The 21,015-nt window shown below is 47.2% G+C and carries 21 protein-coding genes; 15 read left to right on the forward strand and 6 right to left on the reverse strand.

The genetic code is table 11. The features are described from left to right. The first annotated feature begins 563 nt into the window (after positions 1-563). From BMZ22_RS12025 to BMZ22_RS17140, 7 genes are all read left to right on the forward strand, one after another. Positions 564-1,547 carry a thiamine pyrophosphate-dependent dehydrogenase E1 component subunit alpha gene (locus tag BMZ22_RS12025; RefSeq protein ID WP_281242088.1) on the forward strand — a complete coding sequence of 328 codons (984 nt, stop codon included), beginning with the start codon at positions 564-566 and terminating at the stop codon, positions 1,545-1,547. A gap of 12 nt (positions 1,548-1,559) precedes the next feature. Then, positions 1,560-2,543, forward strand: a complete 984-nt coding sequence (locus tag BMZ22_RS12030; RefSeq protein ID WP_090085888.1) for an alpha-ketoacid dehydrogenase subunit beta — start codon at positions 1,560-1,562, stop codon at positions 2,541-2,543. A gap of 16 nt (positions 2,544-2,559) precedes the next feature. After that, positions 2,560-3,888, forward strand: a complete 1,329-nt coding sequence (locus tag BMZ22_RS12035) for a dihydrolipoamide acetyltransferase family protein (RefSeq protein WP_090085890.1) — start codon at positions 2,560-2,562, stop codon at positions 3,886-3,888. Positions 3,889-3,901: 13 nt separating this feature from the next. Then, positions 3,902-5,284, forward strand: coding sequence for a dihydrolipoyl dehydrogenase (gene lpdA, locus BMZ22_RS12040; RefSeq protein ID WP_090085892.1), 1,383 nt, complete (start codon positions 3,902-3,904; stop codon positions 5,282-5,284). Beyond that, complete coding sequence (locus BMZ22_RS17135) at positions 5,259-5,462, forward strand: hypothetical protein (RefSeq protein WP_090085894.1); 204 nt, start codon at positions 5,259-5,261, stop codon at positions 5,460-5,462. The genes lpdA and BMZ22_RS17135 overlap by 26 nt, the downstream gene beginning before the upstream one ends. Positions 5,463-5,590: 128 nt before the next feature. Continuing rightward, positions 5,591-6,298, forward strand: a complete 708-nt coding sequence (locus tag BMZ22_RS12050) for a CAP domain-containing protein (RefSeq protein ID WP_090085896.1) — start codon at positions 5,591-5,593, stop codon at positions 6,296-6,298. A gap of 254 nt (positions 6,299-6,552) precedes the next feature. Further along, positions 6,553-6,864 (forward strand): hypothetical protein, encoded by a 312-nt coding sequence (locus BMZ22_RS17140; RefSeq protein WP_218144054.1) that lies wholly within the window; start codon positions 6,553-6,555, stop codon positions 6,862-6,864. Between the two features lie 7 nt (positions 6,865-6,871). On the opposite strand, the gene BMZ22_RS12055 is transcribed toward BMZ22_RS17140, so the two are convergent. After that, positions 6,872-8,734, reverse strand: a complete 1,863-nt coding sequence (locus tag BMZ22_RS12055) for an alanine/glycine:cation symporter family protein (RefSeq protein WP_245745381.1) — start codon at positions 8,732-8,734, stop codon at positions 6,872-6,874. A gap of 130 nt (positions 8,735-8,864) precedes the next feature. Between BMZ22_RS12055 and BMZ22_RS12060 the strand changes: the two genes are divergently transcribed. After that, complete coding sequence (locus BMZ22_RS12060) at positions 8,865-9,818, forward strand: nuclease-related domain-containing protein (RefSeq protein WP_090085898.1); 954 nt, start codon at positions 8,865-8,867, stop codon at positions 9,816-9,818. A gap of 95 nt (positions 9,819-9,913) precedes the next feature. Here the strand turns inward: BMZ22_RS12060 and BMZ22_RS12065 are convergent, their stop codons facing one another. Further along, positions 9,914-10,303 carry a hypothetical protein gene (locus tag BMZ22_RS12065; RefSeq protein WP_143069982.1) on the reverse strand — a complete coding sequence of 130 codons (390 nt, stop codon included), beginning with the start codon at positions 10,301-10,303 and terminating at the stop codon, positions 9,914-9,916. Between the two features lie 184 nt (positions 10,304-10,487). Here BMZ22_RS12065 and BMZ22_RS12070 point away from each other — a divergent pair, with 184 nt between their 5' ends. The 3 genes from BMZ22_RS12070 to aldA all read left to right on the forward strand — a co-directional run bounded on the left by BMZ22_RS12070 (position 10,488) and on the right by aldA (position 13,579). Continuing rightward, entirely contained in the window at positions 10,488-11,036 is a 549-nt protein-coding gene (locus BMZ22_RS12070; protein ID WP_090085903.1) for an NADPH-dependent FMN reductase, read from the forward strand. 183 nt (positions 11,037-11,219) lie between these two features. Further along, positions 11,220-11,963 carry a glucose 1-dehydrogenase gene (locus BMZ22_RS12075; RefSeq protein WP_090085905.1) on the forward strand — a complete coding sequence of 248 codons (744 nt, stop codon included), beginning with the start codon at positions 11,220-11,222 and terminating at the stop codon, positions 11,961-11,963. Between the two features lie 176 nt (positions 11,964-12,139). After that, positions 12,140-13,579, forward strand: coding sequence for an aldehyde dehydrogenase (gene aldA / locus BMZ22_RS12080; RefSeq protein ID WP_090085909.1), 1,440 nt, complete (start codon positions 12,140-12,142; stop codon positions 13,577-13,579). Between the two features lie 75 nt (positions 13,580-13,654). Here the strand turns inward: aldA and BMZ22_RS12085 are convergent, their stop codons facing one another. The 3 genes from BMZ22_RS12085 to BMZ22_RS12095 are packed head-to-tail and all read right to left on the reverse strand — an operon-like array spanning position 13,655 to position 17,160. After that, the gene (locus BMZ22_RS12085) at positions 13,655-15,058 is read right to left on the reverse strand and encodes a PTS transporter subunit EIIC (protein ID WP_090085912.1); all 1,404 of its coding nucleotides are present in this window, start codon (positions 15,056-15,058) and stop codon (positions 13,655-13,657) included. 7 nt (positions 15,059-15,065) lie between these two features. Continuing rightward, the gene (chbG, locus tag BMZ22_RS12090; protein ID WP_090085914.1) at positions 15,066-15,809 is read right to left on the reverse strand and encodes a chitin disaccharide deacetylase; all 744 of its coding nucleotides are present in this window, start codon (positions 15,807-15,809) and stop codon (positions 15,066-15,068) included. A gap of 25 nt (positions 15,810-15,834) precedes the next feature. After that, positions 15,835-17,160: a 6-phospho-alpha-glucosidase gene (locus tag BMZ22_RS12095; RefSeq protein WP_090085918.1), complete on the reverse strand. Its 1,326-nt coding sequence runs from the start codon at positions 17,158-17,160 to the stop codon at positions 15,835-15,837. Positions 17,161-17,316: 156 nt separating this feature from the next. Here BMZ22_RS12095 and BMZ22_RS12100 point away from each other — a divergent pair, with 156 nt between their 5' ends. The 3 genes from BMZ22_RS12100 (at position 17,317) to BMZ22_RS12110 (ending at position 19,199) form a co-directional block, all read left to right on the forward strand. Further along, complete coding sequence (locus BMZ22_RS12100; RefSeq protein WP_090085920.1) at positions 17,317-18,030, forward strand: GntR family transcriptional regulator; 714 nt, start codon at positions 17,317-17,319, stop codon at positions 18,028-18,030. A 120-nt stretch (positions 18,031-18,150) separates the two neighbouring features. Then, the gene (locus tag BMZ22_RS12105) at positions 18,151-18,930 is read left to right on the forward strand and encodes a Cof-type HAD-IIB family hydrolase (RefSeq protein WP_090085921.1); all 780 of its coding nucleotides are present in this window, start codon (positions 18,151-18,153) and stop codon (positions 18,928-18,930) included. Next, positions 18,927-19,199 (forward strand): IS1096 element passenger TnpR family protein, encoded by a 273-nt coding sequence (locus tag BMZ22_RS12110; RefSeq protein ID WP_090085923.1) that lies wholly within the window; start codon positions 18,927-18,929, stop codon positions 19,197-19,199. Before BMZ22_RS12105 ends, BMZ22_RS12110 begins: the two co-directional genes overlap by 4 nt. A gap of 97 nt (positions 19,200-19,296) precedes the next feature. Here the strand turns inward: BMZ22_RS12110 and BMZ22_RS12115 are convergent, their stop codons facing one another. Beyond that, complete coding sequence (locus BMZ22_RS12115; RefSeq protein ID WP_090085926.1) at positions 19,297-19,887, reverse strand: Uma2 family endonuclease; 591 nt, start codon at positions 19,885-19,887, stop codon at positions 19,297-19,299. A gap of 930 nt (positions 19,888-20,817) precedes the next feature. On the opposite strand from BMZ22_RS12115, the gene BMZ22_RS12120 reads away from it, so the two are divergent. Further along, on the forward strand, positions 20,818-21,015 hold a 198-nt coding region (locus BMZ22_RS12120), incomplete at its 3' end, for a transposase (RefSeq protein ID WP_177183436.1).

A 21,015-nucleotide genomic window follows, 5' to 3' on the forward strand; every position in this document is an offset into this window, starting at 1 on the left:
GTCGTGTTGCAAGCAAATTCGGTGCAGCCGGCACTCCTCGCAACTTGCAGCGGATTCGGTGGATGTTTTGGCTCGTCGCTTTCCGCGGGCGGCTGGTGAGCCCACTTGCGCTGATGCGCTGCGCGGTCTCGCCTATGCCTTTGCTCCCGCAGGAGTCGGCGTGTATTTCCTTCGTTGACAATAGCTCATAGAAATTTTATAGGTTCATTCAGTGATGATAGTTACACACTCACACCAGCAGCTGGAATATGCGAGACTCCTGTGGGACAGCGAGCCAAAGAGACCCCACAGTGAGCGGTTTTTGCTCACGAGGAGGCTCGTGGTGAGCCCACGGAAAGCGAGTATATTCCAGCTGCGTCGTAAGAGAGGCTAATGAAATTTTCACTACTTCGTGCTTTACATCAATTGCGAAGTAAAGAATGACAAAATTTCACATCAAAAGGCGTTTTGAATAACCAGGCGGGCAGGGGATTTACCTTGACCCGGCCGGGAATTCACTTTATAATAAAGTTACAAACGTAACAATTAAGAACATATGTAAATAAGGAGTGAAACGAATGGAACTGACAAAAGATGTGACGCTTGTCCCGGAGGTCAGCCAGGACAAATTGATAGATTTATATAGACAAATGTGGGTTATCCGTTTCTTCGATGAAAAAGTAGATGAATTTTTTGCCAAAGGTATGATCCACGGTACCACGCACTTGGCGGTCGGTCAGGAAGCCAGTGCTGCCGGCGCTTGTGCGCTTTTGGACAACGAAGACAAAATCACGAGCACCCACCGCGGCCACGGCCACTGCATTGCCAAAGGCGCAACAGCGGACCGGATGATGGCTGAACTGTTCGGTCGGACAACCGGCTACTGTAAGGGCAAAGGCGGCTCCATGCATATTGCCGACCTTGACATCGGAAACCTCGGCGCCAATGGCATCGTCGCAGGCGGCATCCCGCTTGCAGTCGGTTCAGCCCTGACAGCGAAAATGAAAGGCCTCGATTATGTAACCGTGTGCTTTTTCGGTGATGGCGCAACAAACGAAGGAAGTTTCCATGAAGCCGTCAACCTGGCTTCAATCTGGGATCTGCCGGTTATTTTTGTTTGCGAAAACAACTTGTACGGTATGTCCGGAAACGTCAATGAAATGACCAACGTCAAACATATCGCTGACCGCGCTGCAGCATACGGCATTCCGGGGGTTGTGGCAGACGGCAACGACATTGTTGATATGATGAACAAATCACACGATGCGATTGAACGTGCCCGCAGCGGCGAAGGGCCGACCCTGATCGAAGCGAAAACGTACCGCTGGAAAGGCCATTCGAAAAGTGACGCGAAAAAGTACCGCACACGTGAAGAAGAAAACGAATGGAAAGCAAAAGATCCGATCAAACGCTACAGAGAAGTGCTGATTGAAGCTGGCATCTTAACGGAAGAAAAAGCCGAAGAAATCCGCAAAAGCGCGAAAAAGGAAATTGAAGACGCGGTTGAATTTGCCGAAAATAGCCCAATGCCAACAGTAGATGACTTACTGACGGACGTTTATGCATAGGAGGGAATAGCAATGAGAGAGATTACGTACTCAGAAGCAGTTCGCGAAGCATTAAGCCAGGAAATGCGCAAAAACGATGATGTTTATATTTTAGGTGAAGATATTGGTGTTTACGGCGGCGCGTTCGGCGTGACACGCGGAATGATCGAAGAATTCGGGCCGGACCGCATCCGCAATACCCCGATCAGTGAAGCCGGTATTGCCGGAGCAGCAGTCGGTTCGGCATTAACAGGCATGCGCCCGATCGTTGAGCTGCAATTTTCCGATTTTATTACAATTGCAATGGATCAGATGGCCAACCAAGCGGCGAAAATCCGTTATATGTACGGCGGAAAAGGCCACGTGCCGATGGTTCTGCGCACACCGAGCGGATCGGGAACAGGTGCTGCTGCTCAGCACTCACAGAGTCTTGAAGCATGGGTCGCCCACATCCCGGGACTGAAAGTGGTTCAGCCATCAACAGGCTATGACGCCAAAGGCCTTTTAAAAGCCGCTATTGATGATGACAACCCGGTTATTTTTTATGAACACAAAACGCTTTACGGTACGAAATCCGATGTGCCTGAAGAACAATACAGCATTCCGCTCGGACAAGCCGCCATTAAACGCGAAGGAACCGATGTCACGATTGTTGCCTATGCGGTCATGGTGCCGCGCGCGCTTGAAGCAGCGAAAGAACTTGAAAAAGAAGGCATCAGCGTTGAAGTCGTCGATCCAAGAACATTGGTACCGCTTGATAAAGAAACAATTGTGAAGTCTGTTTCCAAAACGGGACGTGTCGTTGTGGCGCACGAAGCGGTCAAACGCGGCGGATACGGCGGCGAGATTGCCAGCATGATTGCAGAAAGTGACGCATTTGACTTTCTTGACGCACCAATCAAACGACTGGGCGGTGCTGAATCGCCAATCCCGTACAACCCTGAATTGGAAAAAGCGCACGTGCCGCAAGTGCCTGATCTTATACAAGCCGTAAAAGAAACACTGAATAAAGCGTAAGGGAGGGTTTTCTATCATGGCGAAAGAAGTATTTATGCCGAAACTCAGCAGTACCATGGAAGAGGGTACATTGCTGGAATGGTTTAAAGAAGAAGGCGATTCCGTTGAAGTCGGGGAACCGTTATTTGAAATCATGACCGACAAAATAAACATTGAAGTGGAATCGTATGAAGAAGGTGTGCTGCTGAAACGTTATTATGATGTTGATGCGGAAATTCCGGTCAATGCCGTCATTGGCTATGTCGGCGAAGAAGGGGAAAATGTGCCTGAAAACCCTCCTGAAGCTGGAGCGGATAACGGTGAAGGTGCTGAGGAAGAAACGGCGCGATCAGAAGCTGACGCAAGCGCGGATGAGGTTCAAGATGGTACAGGAGACGACAAAGTGCGTGCCACGCCTGCAGCCCGGCGTATTGCCCGTGAAGCAAATGTTAATTTGGCTTCGGTGCAAGGCTCCGGGCCAAAAGGACGCCGCCATGAGCACGATGTGAAAAATGTTCTCGACAGTACGAAAGCGACACCGCTTGCCGATAAAATTGCTGCCGATCAAGGCGTTGACTTGTCAGCAGTCGAGGGGTCAGGCCCCCACGGAAAAGTGCGCAAAGATGACGTCCTGCAGCATACAACGCATGCAGCAGCACAAAGCGTTCCGGCTGACGATGTCGAGCGCATCAAACTGAAAGGCCTGCGGAAGGCTGTTGCCGATAAAATGGTTCAAAGTACAACTGAAATTCCGCATGTCACACTGACGAGCGAGATCGATATGACGCATGTCATCGATGTGCGCAAGACACTCTTGCCGATTATTGAAAAACAAACCGGGTACAGAGTCTCCTACACCGAAATTTTGATGAAGGCTGTCTCACAGCTAATGGACGCGCATCCGCGGGTCAACGCATCGCTTGACGGCAACGAGATTGTGCTGAATAAGTCGGTCAATATTGGACTTGCGGTGGCAGTTGAAGACGGCTTAATTGTCCCGTCGGTTAAAGATGCAGATAAGAAAGGTCTCGCACAATTGACGAAAGTAAGCAAAACGCTCGGTCAAAAAGCACGCGACAATAAATTGACACCTGATGAGATGGCGGGCAGTACATTCTCGATCAGTAACCTGGGCATGTATGCGATCGACGGGTTCACACCAATTATCAATCCGCCAGAAACTGCGATTCTCGGTGTCGGCCGCATCGTCGAAAAACCGGTCGTAATTGACGGTGAAATCGAAGTCCGGCCAATAATGACGCTCAGTCTGTCATTCGACCACCGGGCAATCGATGGTGCACCCGCCGCAGCATTTTTGACCGATTTGAAAGAGCGGCTGGAAAATCCATACGGCCTGTTGATATAAGGGGTGAACTAGAATGAAATGTTATAATCTCGCAATTATCGGCGCAGGCCCTGGCGGCTATGTTGCAGCGATCAGGGCGGCTAAAGAAGGCTTAAGTGTCGCTCTCGTCTCCGGGGACGATCTTGGCGGGACATGTCTCAACCGCGGTTGTATTCCGTCCAAGACCATGCTGAAACATGTCGAGGTCATTGAAAATATTAAGGGTGCCAAAACATACGGCATCACCGTTAATGACTTTTCTTTTTCAATCAAAGATATGGTCGGCCGGAAAACAAAAGTCGTTAAAACATTGAAAAATGGCATTAAAGCCTTAATGAAGCAAAACAAGATTGATGTGTTTGACGGCATCGGGACCGTCAACAAAGATAAAACCGTCGTGATTAAAGGCGGCGGTTCAGCCGAGACAATCCAGGCTGACAATGTCATTTTGGCAAACGGATCAAAACCATTCATTCCAACGCTGCCAGGTATTGATGCGGTTGACTATTATACGAGTGATACGATTTTTGATATTGAAGAGGTACCGTCCGATATGGTGATTATGGGCGGCGGGGTGATCGGTCTCGAGATCGCCTGTATCTTTAACAGCCTTGATACAAACGTCGAAATCGTTGAAATGGCTGATCGTATTTTACCGACTGAAGATCGTGAGGCCTCAGATTATATGAAGCGGGAACTGAGCAAGAAAGGCATTGGCATTCAGACGGATGCTAAAATTACCGGCTTCAGCAAAAACGGCCGGAAGACAGTGGTTGAAGTCGAGTCGGCAGATAGTACGAAAAACACTCTCGAAACCGACAGCGTGCTGGTTGCCGTCGGCCGCGAGCCGAACCTGACCGGGATTGAGAATCTCGGCGTCACATTTGACGGTAAATTTGTCAAAGTTGATCCGAACCTGCAGACCACTGTGGATGGCATTTATGCGATTGGCGATCTGATCGGTGGCTATCAGCTTGCTCACGCCGCAAGCGAGGAAGGCATACGAGCTGTCACTCATATTGCGGGGAGCGCCCCGCCACCAGCATCACCTATCCCGCGCTGTGTCTACACGTTTCCCGAAGTTGCAAGCGTCGGCATGACTGAAGATCAGGCGAAAAAACACGGTTACCGCATACGGACGAAGAAAGTCGACATCGCCGCGAACGGCAAAGCAATCGCAGCCGGTGAAACAAGCGGCTTTATGAAACTCATCTCAGAAGAGAAATACGGCGAAATGCTCGGCGTCGTCATGGTCGGCGCCCACGTCACCGAAATGATCAGCCAGGCGACTGCCTACATGCATCTCGAAGGCATGGTAGAGGAGCTCGACACTATGGTCTTCCCGCACCCAACGGTCTCTGAAGCACTTGGCGAAGCAGGAAGCGCCTGGCTTGAAAAAGGTATTCACTACAGTTAATGAAGGAGGTTTTCAGCCGCGGCTGAAAACCTCTTTTGAAAGAAAAGATGGCCATCGCGGTTGCGCGGTGGCTTGCGGTGGTAAATCGAGTGAAAGCGCCATCGCAACGACCGTCGATCAAGCCGAGCGAGGTCGCTGTCGGGAAGATCGAGAATACAATAAACTCGCCCATTCCTAACCCCTACACCAACCATCCGTAGATAACTTCCGGAACCGCGTCTTCCAATGCTCCATTTTTGTGCACTGCACGTCCAAGGTGTATGATAGAGGTACAACGTTAAGATTGACATTAAAGGAGCAACCGCGATGAAACGGTTATTTATATTAATTGCAATTATATTGATGGTATGGATTTGGGCACCGGATTCTGTTCAGAATGGGTGGAACTCGGATAAGATAGGTTCGAAAATAGAAAATTGGACAGTGTCGGCTCAGGATTGGTTTAACGAACAGGATTTCTCACTAGAAGACTCTTTAGCGCACTTGGAAAGGCAACTGAGCGAGCTTATTCAATCGTTTGAGCAGGATTCGGAACCGGCGTCTACAACGCCCGACACGTCCGTAACCGACTCGACCGGGGAGACAGCTCCCGCCGGGGATACCAATGAGGGGACAGATCCCACTGAATTTGAAAAAGAAGTTGTGGAACTGGTCAACGACGAGCGGACTGAGCGGGGACTGTCCCCGCTCGAGATGCACAATCGCTTAAGTGATGTCGCTCGTAAAAAGTCACAGGACATGGCCGACAACGACTATTTCAGCCACACATCACCGACATACGGCTCCCCGTTTGAAATGATGGATCAATTTGATTTTAGCTACCGTCTGGCCGGTGAAAACATCGCCGCCGGGCAGCGCAGCCCCGAGCAAGTCGTGGAAGGCTGGATGAACAGCGAAGGCCACCGCGAAAATATATTGAAGGAAGACTTCACCCACATCGGTGTTGGATATGTAGAAGATGGCGGGCTTAAGTACGGCACCTACTGGACGCAGTTGTTCATGACCCCGCGGTAGTTAAAAAGGATAAGCATTTTTCGGAAATTACGAGAGGTTGGAGTCAGGCCTATCGCCATTAAAGCTTGGCGGTAAGCCTGATTTTATATATTGATGCGATGGCTTGTGGTGGAAAAATTTCTATTAGGTCGTATTGGAAGGGTGTGGTTTTTGGTAGGATTTATGTAGGATAGCCTCCGGGGCGACTTGAGGCCTGTTTGATGTGGGGCGAGGTGTGACATCCGCGGGATTGGTCGTTTGGACCCTGTGAGCTCGTGCCTGAAAAGTGCGAGGGACGGCTTGAGTCGTGCGGGAATGGCGGTGAAACGTGCGAGGAGCGGCTTGGGTCGAGCGGGATTGGTGGTGAATCGTGCGGGGCAGCGCCCAGAACGTGCGGGAACACCGGTGAATCGTGCGGGAGCACGCTCAGAACGTGCGACTCCGCCGCCAAAACGTGCGGGCTCACGCTCAAACCGTGCGGGAACGCCGTCAAACCGTGCGACTTACCCGCCAAACCGTGCGGCCTCACACCAAAATCGTGCGACACGCCCAAACCAATCAACCCCGCTCGCCGAACCACTGCCTAGCACACAATCAATCTTGTTTTGCGCTGCCATGGAAATAGTCGTCCGTCACGGCGCGGATTTGTTTGCTTAAGAAAATAAGTGCGATGATATTGGGCACAATGACCATGGCTAACAATAGGTCTAGAAATTGCCAGATGAACTGCAGGCCGCCGATTGCACCAATCAAGATGGCTATGGTATAGACAACCCGCATGAAATTGGAAAAGCGGATGCCGAACAGGAACTCGGCTTGTTTTTCGCCATAATAAATCAGCACGATGACTGTCGAAATGACAAATAAGAGCAGCACAATGGAAATGATCGCACCGGCTGTTGTGTCACCGAAAACGGTTGAAAAAGCGATTGCTACCATGTTTGCAGCGTTATCCGAGCCGACATCTGTCCAGGCGCCGGAAGTGATAACAACCAGCGCGGTCATTGTGCAGACGACCAGTGTGTCCAGCATGACTTCGAACACGCCCCAGAAACCTTGTTTGGCCGGGTGATTATTTTGGGCCGCTGAATGAATAATGGGTGCCGTTCCCATTCCTGCTTCATTCGAGTATAACCCGCGTGCTAGACCCCAGCGAATGGCCGCTGCCACTCCGGCACCGGCAAATCCTCCAGTGGCGGAAATCGGCGTTAAAGCATGCTGGAAAATCAAAACCAGCGCATTCGGAATGGCGGAAGCGTTATAGATGAGAACAATGAGAGAAAGGACGAGATAAATCACCACCATCAGCGGGATCAATTTTTCTGTCACGCTGCCAATGGTTTTGACACCTCCGAAGATAACCAGACCGACGATCAGCATGATAACCAGTCCTGAGATGAAAGGCTGGATACCGAAAGCGCCTTCAATATTGGAGGCGATCGAATTTGCCTGGACCATCGTACTTGCAGCCACCTCAATCATCAGGGCAAACGCAAAGAAATAAGCTACTTTCTTCCATCCAAGCCCTTTGCGGATGTAATACATGGGCCCGCCCACAAACTCACCATCCTCATTTTTTTCACGGTATTTCAGTCCGAGCACAACTTCTGAATATTTCGTCGCCATGCCAATCAGGGCAACCACCCACATCCAAAATACAGCCCCTGGTCCCCCGAGCGCAATCGCCACCGGAACGCCTACAATATTGGCAGCGCCCATCGTCGAAGCAAGAGCGGATGATGTCGCTTGAAAAGGACTTACCGTACCGGGATCGTTGTTTTTCGCCAAAATTTTACCAAATGTTTGTTTCATAATGTGCGGCAGTTGTGTGAATTGGAAAAAACCAAGCCGAACGGTCAAATAAACCCCGCCACCCATCAATAAAATGATCATCGGCAACCCCCAGACGAAGTTCGTCAGATTGCTGATGAATGCTGTGAAGCTTTCCATTATAATCGCCTCCTTGATATCAATGTCTGGTTGCGACCTTGTTTCCAGCTGCACAAATTTTAAGAATAAAAGAAGTTTAAAATTTTTCTCAAAAAATGTCAAATGCTTTTGGAACAACTTCCCGCCAGTTGCAGGCGTACGGCCGATTCGTCGCGACCTCAACAGCAACCGTGCGAGATCGCTTTCGAAACGTGCGAGAGAGACGAAGAACCGTGCGGGACCGCTTGGAAATCGTGCGAGAGCGGTGGTAAACCGTGCGACTCCGGCGCCAAGCCGTGCGAGGCTACGCTCAAACCGTGCGACACATCCACCAAGTCGTGCGAACCGACGCCCAAACCGTGCGAGGCTACGCTCAAACCGTGCGACAAATCCGCCGAACCGTGCGAGACCCCGTCCAGAACGTGCGAGAGCGGTGGAGAAACGTGCGGGCTCGTTCGGAAATCGTGCGAGAGCATCGCCTTCGAACCGTGCGACCTCACCGTCAATTGCACGACACCGCCCCTCCATCCACCTGCAATCAGCCAAATGTCACCCGTAGCTACATCCCGCCCAAGAAAAATTTTCATAAAAATTCCTTTAAGCTCACCAATATGCTATAGTAAAGACCACCCCCAAAACTTAATAAAGGAGCAAAACAATGATACGTCAGCATCGTTCAAAACCACTGCCACTCAAAAAACTCGATGCGGTCATCCCGCGGCTGCCCGCTCAATTTCCAACCCTTTCGAAAATGCAAGAAGATGTCAGAAAGCAGCAGCACGGCTACAACGGTGAGTTACAAGTCGATTATTACCTCGATAACCTCGCGCCAATGTACGACATACTCCGTGATGTTTATCTCCGCCAGAACAACAAAAACTTTCAAATTGACTCTTGCATCATCGGTGATTATGCCGTCTACAATGCTGATTCCAAAAATTACAACGGTACCATCGAATTCAACACCACTCTCCGGCAGCTCACCCGTTCCGATGGCACAATTGAATCAGGCTTCGAATATCCCATTACCCAAGTTACAAATCAGGCATTCCATCTTCAAAATTGGCTGACCCAGCATTACTTCACACAGATCCCCATCACAAGCTTCGCCGTAATTGCCGACCCATCAACAATTGTCAAAGTCCAAGGCAGCCAGGAAAAAGTAGCTAAATACGTCACGCACAGTGCAGAAGTCTCCAATCTCATCATGGCATACGAACGCCAGCTGGCCCGGAGCGGTGCCAAAAAACTGCCCGCCAAACTAATCGGACAAGCTATCCTTCACGAGAGCGGCCAATTCGATCGGGATTTGTATAAAATTTATGGCATCAAACCATCAGATATCCTGCCCGGCGTCATCTGTCCCAAATGCCGTCTGCTTGGTATGAAACGCGTTCACAGCGGATGGTGGTGCCCCAAATGCATGCAAAAACATACCAATGCCCACCTGAATGCACTCAACGATTACCTCATGCTGATAAAAAATACCATTACCAACAGCGAATGTATGAGGTTCCTGGGTCTCAAAAACAGAGGCGTGGCCACACGCATCCTCAAAAAAAGCGGGTTGGCCTACAATGAAAAACAGCGCAGCTGGTATAAAAAGAAATGACACAGCAGTTAGAAGGTAATTTTCGGCACATGCCGAAAATACCAATATGATTCTAATAGAATGTGATTTTTGGCAGGAGCCAAAAATCTGCCTTATTAAAAGATGGGCTTTATCAAAAGGAAGGGTTCGTGATTGAAGTGAGTTTGGAAGCGAACGAGTTGGTTGCTTGAAACGTGCGAGAGCCACGCGAAATCGTGCGGGGAATCGTTCAGAACGTGCGGGGACGCCGGCGAATCGTGCAGGGAAGCGCCGAGAACGTGCGAAACGCCCAGCAAACCGTGCGGGAACGCCGGTGAATCGTGCGAGATAACTTTCAAACCGTGCGACCACAGGCCTAAACCGTGCGACCCCGCGCCCAAATCGTGCGCCCCCTTACCAAATCGATCGACACTTCCGCGCCCCCCGCACCCCGCACCGCAATCGCTGGCAACAATCGTTATCCTATCCGCCGCTACCGTCATCTCCAGTCCACCATCAATGATCAATGTTCAGACGCCTTTTCCTTTTTAATTGAATGGAACATTTGGAAAGCGGCACGCAATCGATTAAAATATTGATACAGCCCTCCTTATGAAAGAAATAACATCACAAGCAGATCAATAGGGAATTGCTGTACTTATAAACAAACTTGAAACCACCATCACTATAACTAGGCGAGGAGGCGTCACGTTGAAGTTAGTAGGAGTATCCGGAACTTTGGCCGGTGATAAGACAGCCAAAGCAGTCTATGATGTGCTGGCCAATGCCAAGCTGATTGATAAATCCGTTGAAACAGAACTCATTGATTTAAGGGATTATGACATTTCGTTTGCTGATGGCTCACCGTTGGCATATTTTGATGATGACACGTGGCCTGTCGCAGATAAGATCATGGCGGCCGACTGTCTGGTGTTCGGAACCCCGATTTATCAGGCATCAATTGCCGGTGTGCTGAAAAATTTGCTCGATCACTTTCCCGATTACGCATTTAAAAATAAAGTGACCGGCATTGTCTCAACGGGCTTGTCTGAGAAGCATTTCCTCGTTACGGAATATCAGCTGAAGCCCGTCCTGTCCTATTTTAAAGGACTCGTGCCATCAGAAAATGTCTTCGTGCAAAACGACTGTTTCGACTTGGAAACCGGGGAAATCACCGACAATCTCGTTATGAAAAGGCTTCGGAATCTTGCAGAGGAAATTTTGTTTTTGCAAGCGAGCATCAACGAGCGTAAAAAATAATGATAATAGTTAGGACAGTTTTCGGCGGTTGCCGAAAACTTTTCTAAATGAATCCGAATGAATATCAACGAATCCTGGTGACTTGTAGTCAGCCCGTTGTCTCCGCCTTCAAATCTACTATTTTGTGAAAACGTTTACAGAAAAGCTAGTTAGAGAGAGAATATCACAAGGAGGAATGGTTATATGGGGAAGCTTGATGGTAAAGTAGCTGTCATTACGGGTGGTTCGCGTGGACAAGGATCATCCCATGTGCGCAAGTTCGTTGAAGAAGGTGCGAAGGTCGTTTTTTCCGACATACTGGTCGATGAAGGTAAAGCGCTGGAAAAGGAATTGGGCGACAACGCAAAATTTATGAAACATGATGTCACGAAGGCGGATGAGTGGGAACAGGTCATCGCTGAAACCGAAGCAATTTTCGGTCCGGTTGATATCCTGGTCAACAATGCCGGAATCGTTGTTACGAAAAATTTTGATGAATTGTCCGATGAAGAGTATCGAAAAGTTGTCGAGATCAATCAGGTTTCAGTCTTCTTAGGGATGAAAACAGTACTAGCGTCGATGAAAAAAGCCGGTGGCGGTTCAATCATCAATGTATCTTCCATTAACGGCCTCGGCGGTGCTGCGGGCAACGCCGCCTATGATTCTTCCAAGTTTGCGGTTCGCGGGATGACAAAGAGTGCTGCACTGGAATTTGCCGAATATGGCATCCGTGTTAACTCGGTTCATCCAGGAGTTATTCAAACGCCAATGATTGAAGGTGAAGGATCCAAGGAACTGGTTGATCAAATGAAAGAAACCATCCCGATGAAACGGACCGGGCAGTCTGAAGAAATGTCGAAGCTTATCCTGTTTTTAGCATCAGACGATTCGAGCTATTCAACAGGGTCTGAATTTATCGCAGATGGTGGCATAACTGCTTCCAATTAACATTTATTCTTAAAACAAATGCCAAAAGCCTTGCAGCATCGCCCTGCAAGGCTTTTTCTATATTTTTTTTACGGGGTCAGACCCCCTTCCCCCAGACCCCCTTCCCCCGTAGTTTTGCACCATTCAAAACGTGGAACATCATTAATGGAAGCATAATGATAAGGAGGATGGTCCTCATGAAGCGTCATCAACTTTATATTAATGGTGAATATACGGAATCGAGCGGCAATGATTGGCTTGATATCATCAACCCGGCGACGGAAGAGGTGATTTCGCAAGTGCCGCGTGGAACCGAAGACGATGTGAACCGGGCAGTTGAAGCGGCGTTCAATGCCCAGAACACGTGGGAGCACACGGTGAACAATGAACGCGGCAAAGTCGTCCGCAAGCTGGGCGATGCCATTCAGGAGCAGCGCGAGCGATTTATTGATCTGCTACAGGAAGAGCAAGGGAAAGATTATGGTCTCGCTGAGGGTGAAGTCGATTTAGCGATTGACTACTTTCATTACATGTCGGAATGGGCACGCCGGATCGAAGGGGACATCGTGCCGAGCGACAGGGAAAATGAAAACATTTTTATCTATAAAAAACCGATTGGTGTGGTTGCAGGGATTGTCCCGTGGAACTTCCCGGTGTTTATTTTGGCACGAAAAGTGGCGACAGCCCTCGTTACCGGCTGCACGATTGTATTAAAACCAAGTCAGAAAACGCCGAACACAACGATGGCATTTACCGAGATTGTCGACGGCATGGATGACATCCCCGCAGGTGTTTATAATGTCGTCACCGGTACCGGTTCGGAAGTCGGCGATGCGTTGACCCGCCATGAAAAGGTCGAAATGATTTCCATGACCGGAAGTATTGGCGCGGGCACTAAAATTATGGAGGCAGCGGCCCAAAATATCACGAAACCGAACCTTGAACTCGGCGGCAAAGCACCGGCAATCGTGACAAAACATGCTAACCTCGATAAAGCAGCTGATCATATTACCACGTCCCGGCTGGCAAACAATGGACAGGCGTGCACGAACGCTGAGCGTGTCTACGTTCATGAAGACGTCCGGGATCAATTGATTGAAAAACTGACGGAACGCTTTGATAGCAAAACGATCGGTAATCCGCGTGACAATAAGGATGTTGATGTCGGTCCGCTTATCAGCAACGACCGTCTCGAAGAAGTGGATGAAATGGTTCAAAACGCAAAAGCGGATGGCGCGGAGGTTGTCACAGGCGGCGAACGCGCAGATCATAAGAACGGCTATTTCTATAAACCGACGATTTTGACGAATGTCACACATGATTCAGAAATTATGCAGGATGAGATTTTTGGCCCCGTTATCCCGATCGATACGTTCAAAACGCTCAATGAAGCAATCGAAAAAGGCAACGACACCGTCTACGGTCTGTCATCATCGCTCTATACCGACGACATGAACGAAGCGATGCGCGTCATTAATGAACTCAAGTTCGGCGAAACCTACGTCAACCGCGAAAACTTCGAAGCGGTGCAAGGTTACCACGCCGGTATGCGCAAATCAGGCCTCGGCGGCACCGACGGCAAACACGGCGTCGACGACTTCCTCGTCACCCAAGTCGTATACATGCAGTATGAATGATCGGGACAACGGGTCTGACTCCCCGTCCCCCGATGGAGAATGGAATGGGACAAGGTGTCTGACACCTTGTCCCATTTATGATTCGGCGTGTTTCTTAAATTCTTGGTAAACGTTACTGACGTCGGGGCCTATAACGATTTGGATGTGTTCGTTGTCTACTTTTACAAGGCCGTGTGCGCCGGTCTGTTTGATTTTGTCTTCGTCTATGACAGATGCGTCTTTTACCACCAAACGAAGTCGGGTCATGCAGTTTTCATAGTCTACAAGATTATCTTTTCCGCCAATATTTTGCAAGATTTTTTTCGCCATATACTCATATTTTCCATGGCTGAGCTCAAGGTCTTTTTCTGCTTCTTCACGCTCTTCATTAAATTCCTTATCATCTTCCCGGCCGACAACCTTAATGTTGCGCTTGACAATCAGTGTATAGAACGTAAAGTAGTAAAGTACACCAAAGGCGAGACCGACAGGGATGATCATCCAGCCGCTATCAGCTATGCCTAGGTTTAATGCATAATCAATGACACTGCCGCCCCAGGAGAAGCCGTGACGTACACTCAGTATATATAAAGTCGCTCCGGCAAGCCCTGTATAGACGGAATGGATGAAATATAGCAGTGGTGAAGTGAATAAAAATGTAAACTCAATCGGTTCAGTTAGACCAGCTACCACAGATGTCAGGCTGCCTGAACTCATCAAAGCTTTTGTGTCCTCTTTCTTTTTTTTATGAGCAGCTCTGGTAATCGCCAAGGCGATAGCTGGTACACCAAAGATCATGACGATGAAAAATCCCCCTAAAAAGTAGCCTGCCGTCGGATCTCCATTAAGGAAACGTGTGATTTCACCTGTCACCACTTCACCGCTGGCTGTTTCATAGCTTCCCAGACCGAAATAGATATAAGTGTTTAACACATGGTGAAGACCAAATGGAAGCAAGAAGCGGTTCAGAAATCCGAAGATGAAAATGCCTGTGGCGCCTAATCCAACCAGCCCTTGTGCGAGGGAATCAATCGCTGCTTGCGCGTACGGCCATAACAACACTGAAATCCCCGTTACAGGTATCATCGTAACGATAATCATTGTAATTGGGAATTTTTCACCGCCAAAGAAAGAAAAGATATTCGGAAGTTTCGTATCCTTAAAACGGTTGTAGATAAAAGCGGCAATTAAACCTGATAACACCCCTCCGAAGACACTCATGTCCAAATCGGGATTCATGATGGTCAGCCCTTCATTCAGAACGGCGATGGCTAAGAATCCTGTAAGTGCAGGTATGCCCCGATCTTTGGTTTTTGAAAGACCCATAGCGATCCCGATAGCGATTAAGATGTCCATGTTATTAAATATTGCGCCAGCCGCCTGAACTAATTGCCAATTAAGCAAGTCTTCCGCACTGATACGAAATAAAATACCTGCGGCTGGCAAGGCCACAATCGGAATCAGCATGGATTTCCCCAAGTTTTGCATGAAACGTTTCATTGATTTTTCACCTCTCGATTAATTCGTTGAATGTGATCAGCTCAAAATGTTCCATATTCCCCAATTTTGCTTTTGTGTTCGGATGTGTGATTGTGGCCAATTCCTCGAGACGTGGTGTCGCATATGAGGAATTTTCCATGAGAAATTTATCTAAATATGCCGGGTGGCACATAATTTCAACTGTCTCTGCCCCTTTGTACTGTTCCAGAATTGTTTGTGTATCCGCTAACAATACTTCGGGGTTATATTCAAATTGATCGGTTGTGACCAAATATGTCCCCGTTTCTTTTTGGTTAAAATTACGTCTGACGGGAAGCTTGTATTCATTGGCAAGCCGCGTAAAAATTGGTAGTATTTCTTCTCGATTATTAATGTGGTGATGGCTGTCCAAGTGCGTAGGCGTGAGCCCTGAATCAAGAAAAGCCTCGATTTGCGCTTTCCATTCTTTGTACAGCTCGTCCTGGTCAACATAAAATTTATGCGTATAATGATGCAGCTTTTTAAAATTTCCATCGGCATCAACGAGTGTTTGATGGTTGTCCAGCAGCGGCTTGCCACATGTCAGTGTCAGATGAACCCCTATTCCGAGGTTAGGGTGCTCCCGCCCGAGCTGATAAGCGTGAGACGACCCGGGCATGTTGGTAAGACAAGTAGTTGATGTGAGAACCCCTTCGGTATGTGCATCGATAATACCGTGATTGACGGCTCTGGAATAGCCAAAGTCATCAGCGTTGATAATGAGTTTGAGCATCAGTCCGCCTCCCTTTCTTATAGATTTATTGTAATTCGGGCCAATAATCTTTGTTGACTTCAATCAAATCATCTAGAATCGCTTTTGCTGTCGGGGCATGAACAATGGTTCTGTTCAGTGTTAATGCCTGCAGCAGCTTGTTGTAGCTTTTCTCATAATAAGCTTCAATAACGAGTTTTTCACTCGCATGCTGGTTTTCAATGATACCTTTGTAAAAGGTAGGAATAGCCCCGACTGAAAAAGCTTTTGGACCGTTTTTCGTCAAAATTGCCGGAACTTCTACTAATGCATCCGTGGGTAGATTGGAAATGATGCCATCATTTTCAACCATCACGATAAAGGTTTCGTTCAAGTTAAATAAAAGGGATGCAGCAGCGCGAATCATATAAACTCCGTGAATATCCGATTCAATTGTCATGTCACCCGTCGTTTGTTGGGCAATAATATGGTCACATAATTCATGCACCTGCTTTTCTCTACCGTTAATAACTTGGCGAGCACGGGTGTTATCTGGTGAATCCTTTTTCGCGAGTTCATCCGGATACAAATAGTATTGCAAATACGTGTTAGGCAAGAATTCTGGAAAGTCAATAAGCATTTGCCGTGCTTTTCGGAAGGTCTGAATCCAAGATGCGTCGTTGGCGATTTCTTTATCCGTTGGAATAAAATCACCGCTCGTAATTTTGGTTTTAAGTTCACCTGTTAAATCATTGCCTTCCTTATCAAAGATTTTGCTAAACCAGCCAAAATGGTTTAATCCGAAATATTCCGGCACAAGTTCCCATATATCTTTTTCCAAGAGATCGGCATAACTTTTCATGATTGCGATTGGCATATCACAAATATTGAGAAGTCTTTGATCGTCAGGGAATTCTTTTTTTAAGGCAAGTCCCACAATAGCTGCGGGATTTGTGTAATTCAAAATCCATGCATCTTTGGAATAGTGACGAATATCCCTTACGAGTTCGATCATGTCATTAATCGAACGTAACCCATATGCCATTCCGCCGGCCCCGCTTGTTTCCTGACCGATAACCCCATGTTTAATAGGTATTTGCTCATCCAATTCACGCATGGCGAGTCCGCCGGTTCTAATTTGGATAAAGGCGGCATCGATATTACTGAATGCGTTAGCTTTGTCGGTTGTGTATGTGAATTCTTCTAGCTCAGAATAATGTTCTTGCAGCATAATTGCTGCAGCTTTTGCAATTTTTTCTTGTCTGGCTTCATCGATATCGTAAAGCGTGAGGGACTGAAGTGGGAAATTTTCTTTTTCTTCAATCAAACTCATCACAATACCTAGCGTATATGTGCTGCCACCGCCGACAATGACAAGATTTTTTCTGTCCATACAACTGAAACCCCTTTCATGATAGCGTTAATACAATTTTAAATCAATTTTACACAGAAATCAATACGAATTTAATACAACTTTTTCGATTGGTATTAAAAAATAGTGAAACATGGTACACTTTATATAGGAAATTTGAGAGGCTGGTCTTTAAAGATGTGGAATAAATCGTTGCCGTTATACAAACAAATTGCAAACAATATAAAACAAGATATAGAGAAAGAAAAGCTGTCGGACGGAGATGCCATTCCCTCTGAAACCAAACTCGCCGAAACATATGGCGTCAGCAGGGTGACGGTCCGGGAAGCTATCAAACAATTGGTGGAAGAAGAGGTCCTTTACCGAATTCAAGGGAGTGGAACTTACATCCGTCAACAAAAAATCGAACATGACATTATGAAATTACAAGGGTTCACCGAAGAAATGAGTAATTTGGACAATAACCCTTCCAACGAAATTTTGGAGTTTCAGCTGATGCATCCCCCCGAGGATGCCCAGCACTGGCTTAAAATCGGAGCGAAGGAAAAAGTTTATTATGTTAAACGCCTGCGAATTGCTGATGGAGAACCGCTCATATTGGAGGAATCGTATTTGCCTGTCGAATTGTTTCCCGATCTATCAATTGACGTAATGAAACGGTCAAAATATGCTTATATTGGCAGTAAAGGATATCACATCGACACACGTTACGGTGAACTTATCCCGAAAATGCCAACCGGAGAAATTCGAACATATCTTAATATTGAAGCCGCAGAACCATTGCTGCATATGCTGGCCTATTCAACATTTAAAGACGGCACAGTATTTGAATACTCCAAAGTTTATTACCACCCACATAAATATTCATTCAAAGTTGCATCTTCACGATAGAAAGAGGGGGGGACAACGGGGTCTGACTCCCCGTCCCTCTGGTGGGACAAGGTGTCTGACACCTTGTCCCATTTATGGTAGAATAATAGTAGCAAATCATTTATGAAACGGGGATATGACATGACGCAGAAGTTAATTTTTTTCGATATAGATGGCACGTTGCTTGATGATGAAAAGCGGCTGCCGGACTCCACGAAAGAAGCGATTGCGCAGTTGCAGACGGACGGGCATTTTGTCGCGATCGCAACAGGACGCGCACCGTTTGCGTTCCATCCATTGGCGGAAGAGCTGAATATCGACACGTATGTCAGCATCAATGGGCAGTATGTGGTGCACAACAAGGAAGCGATTTATAAAAACCCGCTTAAGCCTGAAGCCATTGCAGCATTGGAAAAATACGCGGATGAACGCGAGCATCCATTGGTCCATATTGATCATCAAGACTGGTATGCGAACACGGAAAAGAATCCATATATCAAAGCCGCACTCGATTCATTAAAGCTTGGAAAGGAAGTAAAGTACAACCCCACCTTTTATCATGACAATGAAGTCTATCAAACCATGCTTTTCTGTTCAGGCGAGGGTGAAACGGAATATGATCAAACGTTTGATCAACTCGATTTTGTCCGCTGGCATGAGTATTCCGTGGACGTTGTTCCAGCCGGTGCTTCCAAAGCGACAGGCATCAGTCAATTGATTCAAAAGCTTGATATCCCCGCGCAAGATATCTACGCATTCGGTGATGGCCTGAACGATATCCCAATGCTGAAATCGATTCAAAACAGCGTCGCAATGGGCAACGCCGCTGATATTGTAAAAAAAGCAGCCGGTAGCGTTACCCGACACGTTGGCGATGACGGTATTTGGCACGGCTTGAAACAAGCAGGTTTGTTACGATGAAGGCGCGGAAAGGGTCTGTCCCTCATTGTGGGGTCAGGCCCCCGTTAGTCGGGGCTGAAACAGCACCGCCGGAAGATGTCGGCGGCATACCGGGATTTTATACCTTTATGGAAATTTACCATAACAAGAATCATCCGGAGCATGACCATATGAAAGAATGGGCTGAAGAGCAATTATTCAGGGAGTTTGATCCGGAATTTATTAATGATAGACTTAAATCTATAAAATATAAGAAGACTGAATTGGACAAAATCAATAAGCAAGAGTAAGCACACAAGAATTTAGATTGATGTTTCAGCCTATAAGTCTGATTTTTGTGTCGAGACATGAACAAGGCCGAAAGTTTCCCCGGACACTTCCTTAACTCTAATCCAAATCAGGAATATTTTTCATGATGTCGGCCATCGTGAAAGATATACATGGGACGTGGGGAGAGGTAACATGCTCATCTTCCTGAAAAACATCAATAAGACTGTATTGCTCATTGTGCAGAAAGTATTGCTCTAAAATCCCTGTTTTAGGTTCTGCAATCCAATATTCGGGAATCCCAAAGTTGGCATACGTATTTAACTTATCAATTTTATCTCGTTTTAATGTCGACGGGGAAAGGATCTCAATAACAAGGTCTGGAGGCCCTATGACACCACGGTTACGTAAAATATTCAACCGCTTACGGTGAATAAGTATGAGATCCGGCTGCCTGACCTCGTTATCAGCCAGTATAAGGTCAATTGGCGCATTTAAAATAATATAGTCTGATTCACAGCTTTCAGTAAGTTTTTTTTGCATTTGAAAGCTGAACATCTGGTGGGTAACAGATGGTGCCGGGCTCATCAATTCTAATTGCCCGTTAACGAGTTCATAGCGGTTCCCGTCATCAATTGAAGCGTAATCATCATATGTGAGGTTGGTTTCTTTTATGAGTTCAGTATAATCGGTCTTATTTTTATCACGCATGATCACACCTCCCATTTTTATAACAGTATACCACAACGGGCCTCTCTCGCACCATCAAAGGCCTGCCTCCTGCTTTTCGTGATTAAATTGCACGTGCCAGAGGAGCGTTGCCGTGAGGATTGAAACGTATGCCCGGCTGGATAAGGAAAATTCAGAACGTCGGTTTTCGGTGGAGGCCGAAAACCGTTCTTAAAAAGGCATCGGTGATATTGGATGAGCAATAATCCTCCAAACCGTGCGAGAAGCGTTCTGAATCGTGCGGGAGGAGCTCCTAAACGTGTGGGAGTGGCATCAAACCGAGCGACAGCGGCCCTGAAACGTGCGAGTCCGTGGGCAAACCGTGCGAGAAGAGCCCCGAACCGTGCGAGTCTGCGGTCGATTCGTGCGACAGCGAGCCTGAAACGTGCGAGTCCGCGGTCAATTCGTGCGACAGCAGCCCCCAATACTCATCGCCACGCTTATCTAATGCAATAAACCCCCTTTAAATTTCGGCTTGCGGAGGCAGTCGACAACCTTTATTATTTCCAGCCTGCCCCAGTCAACATTGTTGTGCCCATTCGACATGCTATTCTATAAAATAATCACAATTTGCTAGAAAACAAAATTTTCACTTAAAAATAGCTATTTATGCCCTTGTATTTTGTCTTGAATTTAATATATAAGGAAAGTAATGAACCGTTGTGGAGGCGGCAGTTCATAATTCGACAAAGAAGGGAAGGGTTTGATGATTAGCAGAAAGAAAGGCTTTAGAACCAAGGTGCTCTTGATAGCTGTATTGGCAATCATTTTCGCAGCAGTCCCGGCGGCCGCATCGGCACAATTCGTTGGATAAAGTCCATATAATTGTGTAAAAAGGAATCAAAAAAAGGGTCAAATTAATCCCCCATGTTACAATGTTTTCAACCGAGAAAAAAAGTAGGAGGGATTAAAATGACCCAAATCCAGTTTACCCTAAATATGGATAAATTAAAAGATTCCATTATGAATTCCAATATCGAAGCAGTTACCAAATCAACCATCGTATTGATTCTAAACGAGTACATGGAAAAGGAGCGTGATGAATACTTAAATAATAAGCCTTACGAGCGCGGGACAGGCTCCCGGGATTATCGAAACGGTTATTATACT

Source organism: Lentibacillus persicus (genome assembly GCF_900112705.1).
Lineage (GTDB): Bacteria > Bacillota > Bacilli > Bacillales > Amphibacillaceae > Lentibacillus > Lentibacillus persicus.

Excerpts from the sequence above, each read along its gene's own strand:
- lpdA (WP_090085892.1), top strand. The coding sequence starts at position 3,902 with ATGAAATGTTATAATCTCGCAATTATCGGCGCAGGCCCTGGCGGCTAT.
- BMZ22_RS12030 (WP_090085888.1), top strand. The coding sequence starts at position 1,560 with ATGAGAGAGATTACGTACTCAGAAGCAGTTCGCGAAGCATTAAGCCAG.
- chbG (WP_090085914.1), bottom strand. The coding sequence starts at position 15,809 with ATGCTCAAACTCATTATCAACGCTGATGACTTTGGCTATTCCAGAGCC.
- BMZ22_RS12095 (WP_090085918.1), bottom strand. The coding sequence starts at position 17,160 with ATGGACAGAAAAAATCTTGTCATTGTCGGCGGTGGCAGCACATATACG.
- BMZ22_RS12055 (WP_245745381.1), bottom strand. The coding sequence starts at position 8,734 with ATGGAGGGGCGGTGTCGTGCAATTGACGGTGAGGTCGCACGGTTCGAA.
- BMZ22_RS12035 (WP_090085890.1), top strand. The coding sequence starts at position 2,560 with ATGGCGAAAGAAGTATTTATGCCGAAACTCAGCAGTACCATGGAAGAG.
- BMZ22_RS12050 (WP_090085896.1), top strand. The coding sequence starts at position 5,591 with ATGAAACGGTTATTTATATTAATTGCAATTATATTGATGGTATGGATT.
- BMZ22_RS12100 (WP_090085920.1), top strand. The coding sequence starts at position 17,317 with ATGTGGAATAAATCGTTGCCGTTATACAAACAAATTGCAAACAATATA.
- BMZ22_RS12105 (WP_090085921.1), top strand. The coding sequence starts at position 18,151 with ATGACGCAGAAGTTAATTTTTTTCGATATAGATGGCACGTTGCTTGAT.
- BMZ22_RS12085 (WP_090085912.1), bottom strand. The coding sequence starts at position 15,058 with ATGAAACGTTTCATGCAAAACTTGGGGAAATCCATGCTGATTCCGATT.
- BMZ22_RS12110 (WP_090085923.1), top strand. The coding sequence starts at position 18,927 with ATGAAGGCGCGGAAAGGGTCTGTCCCTCATTGTGGGGTCAGGCCCCCG.
- BMZ22_RS12115 (WP_090085926.1), bottom strand. The coding sequence starts at position 19,887 with ATGCGTGATAAAAATAAGACCGATTATACTGAACTCATAAAAGAAACC.
- BMZ22_RS12075 (WP_090085905.1), top strand. The coding sequence starts at position 11,220 with ATGGGGAAGCTTGATGGTAAAGTAGCTGTCATTACGGGTGGTTCGCGT.
- BMZ22_RS12060 (WP_090085898.1), top strand. The coding sequence starts at position 8,865 with ATGATACGTCAGCATCGTTCAAAACCACTGCCACTCAAAAAACTCGAT.
- aldA (WP_090085909.1), top strand. The coding sequence starts at position 12,140 with ATGAAGCGTCATCAACTTTATATTAATGGTGAATATACGGAATCGAGC.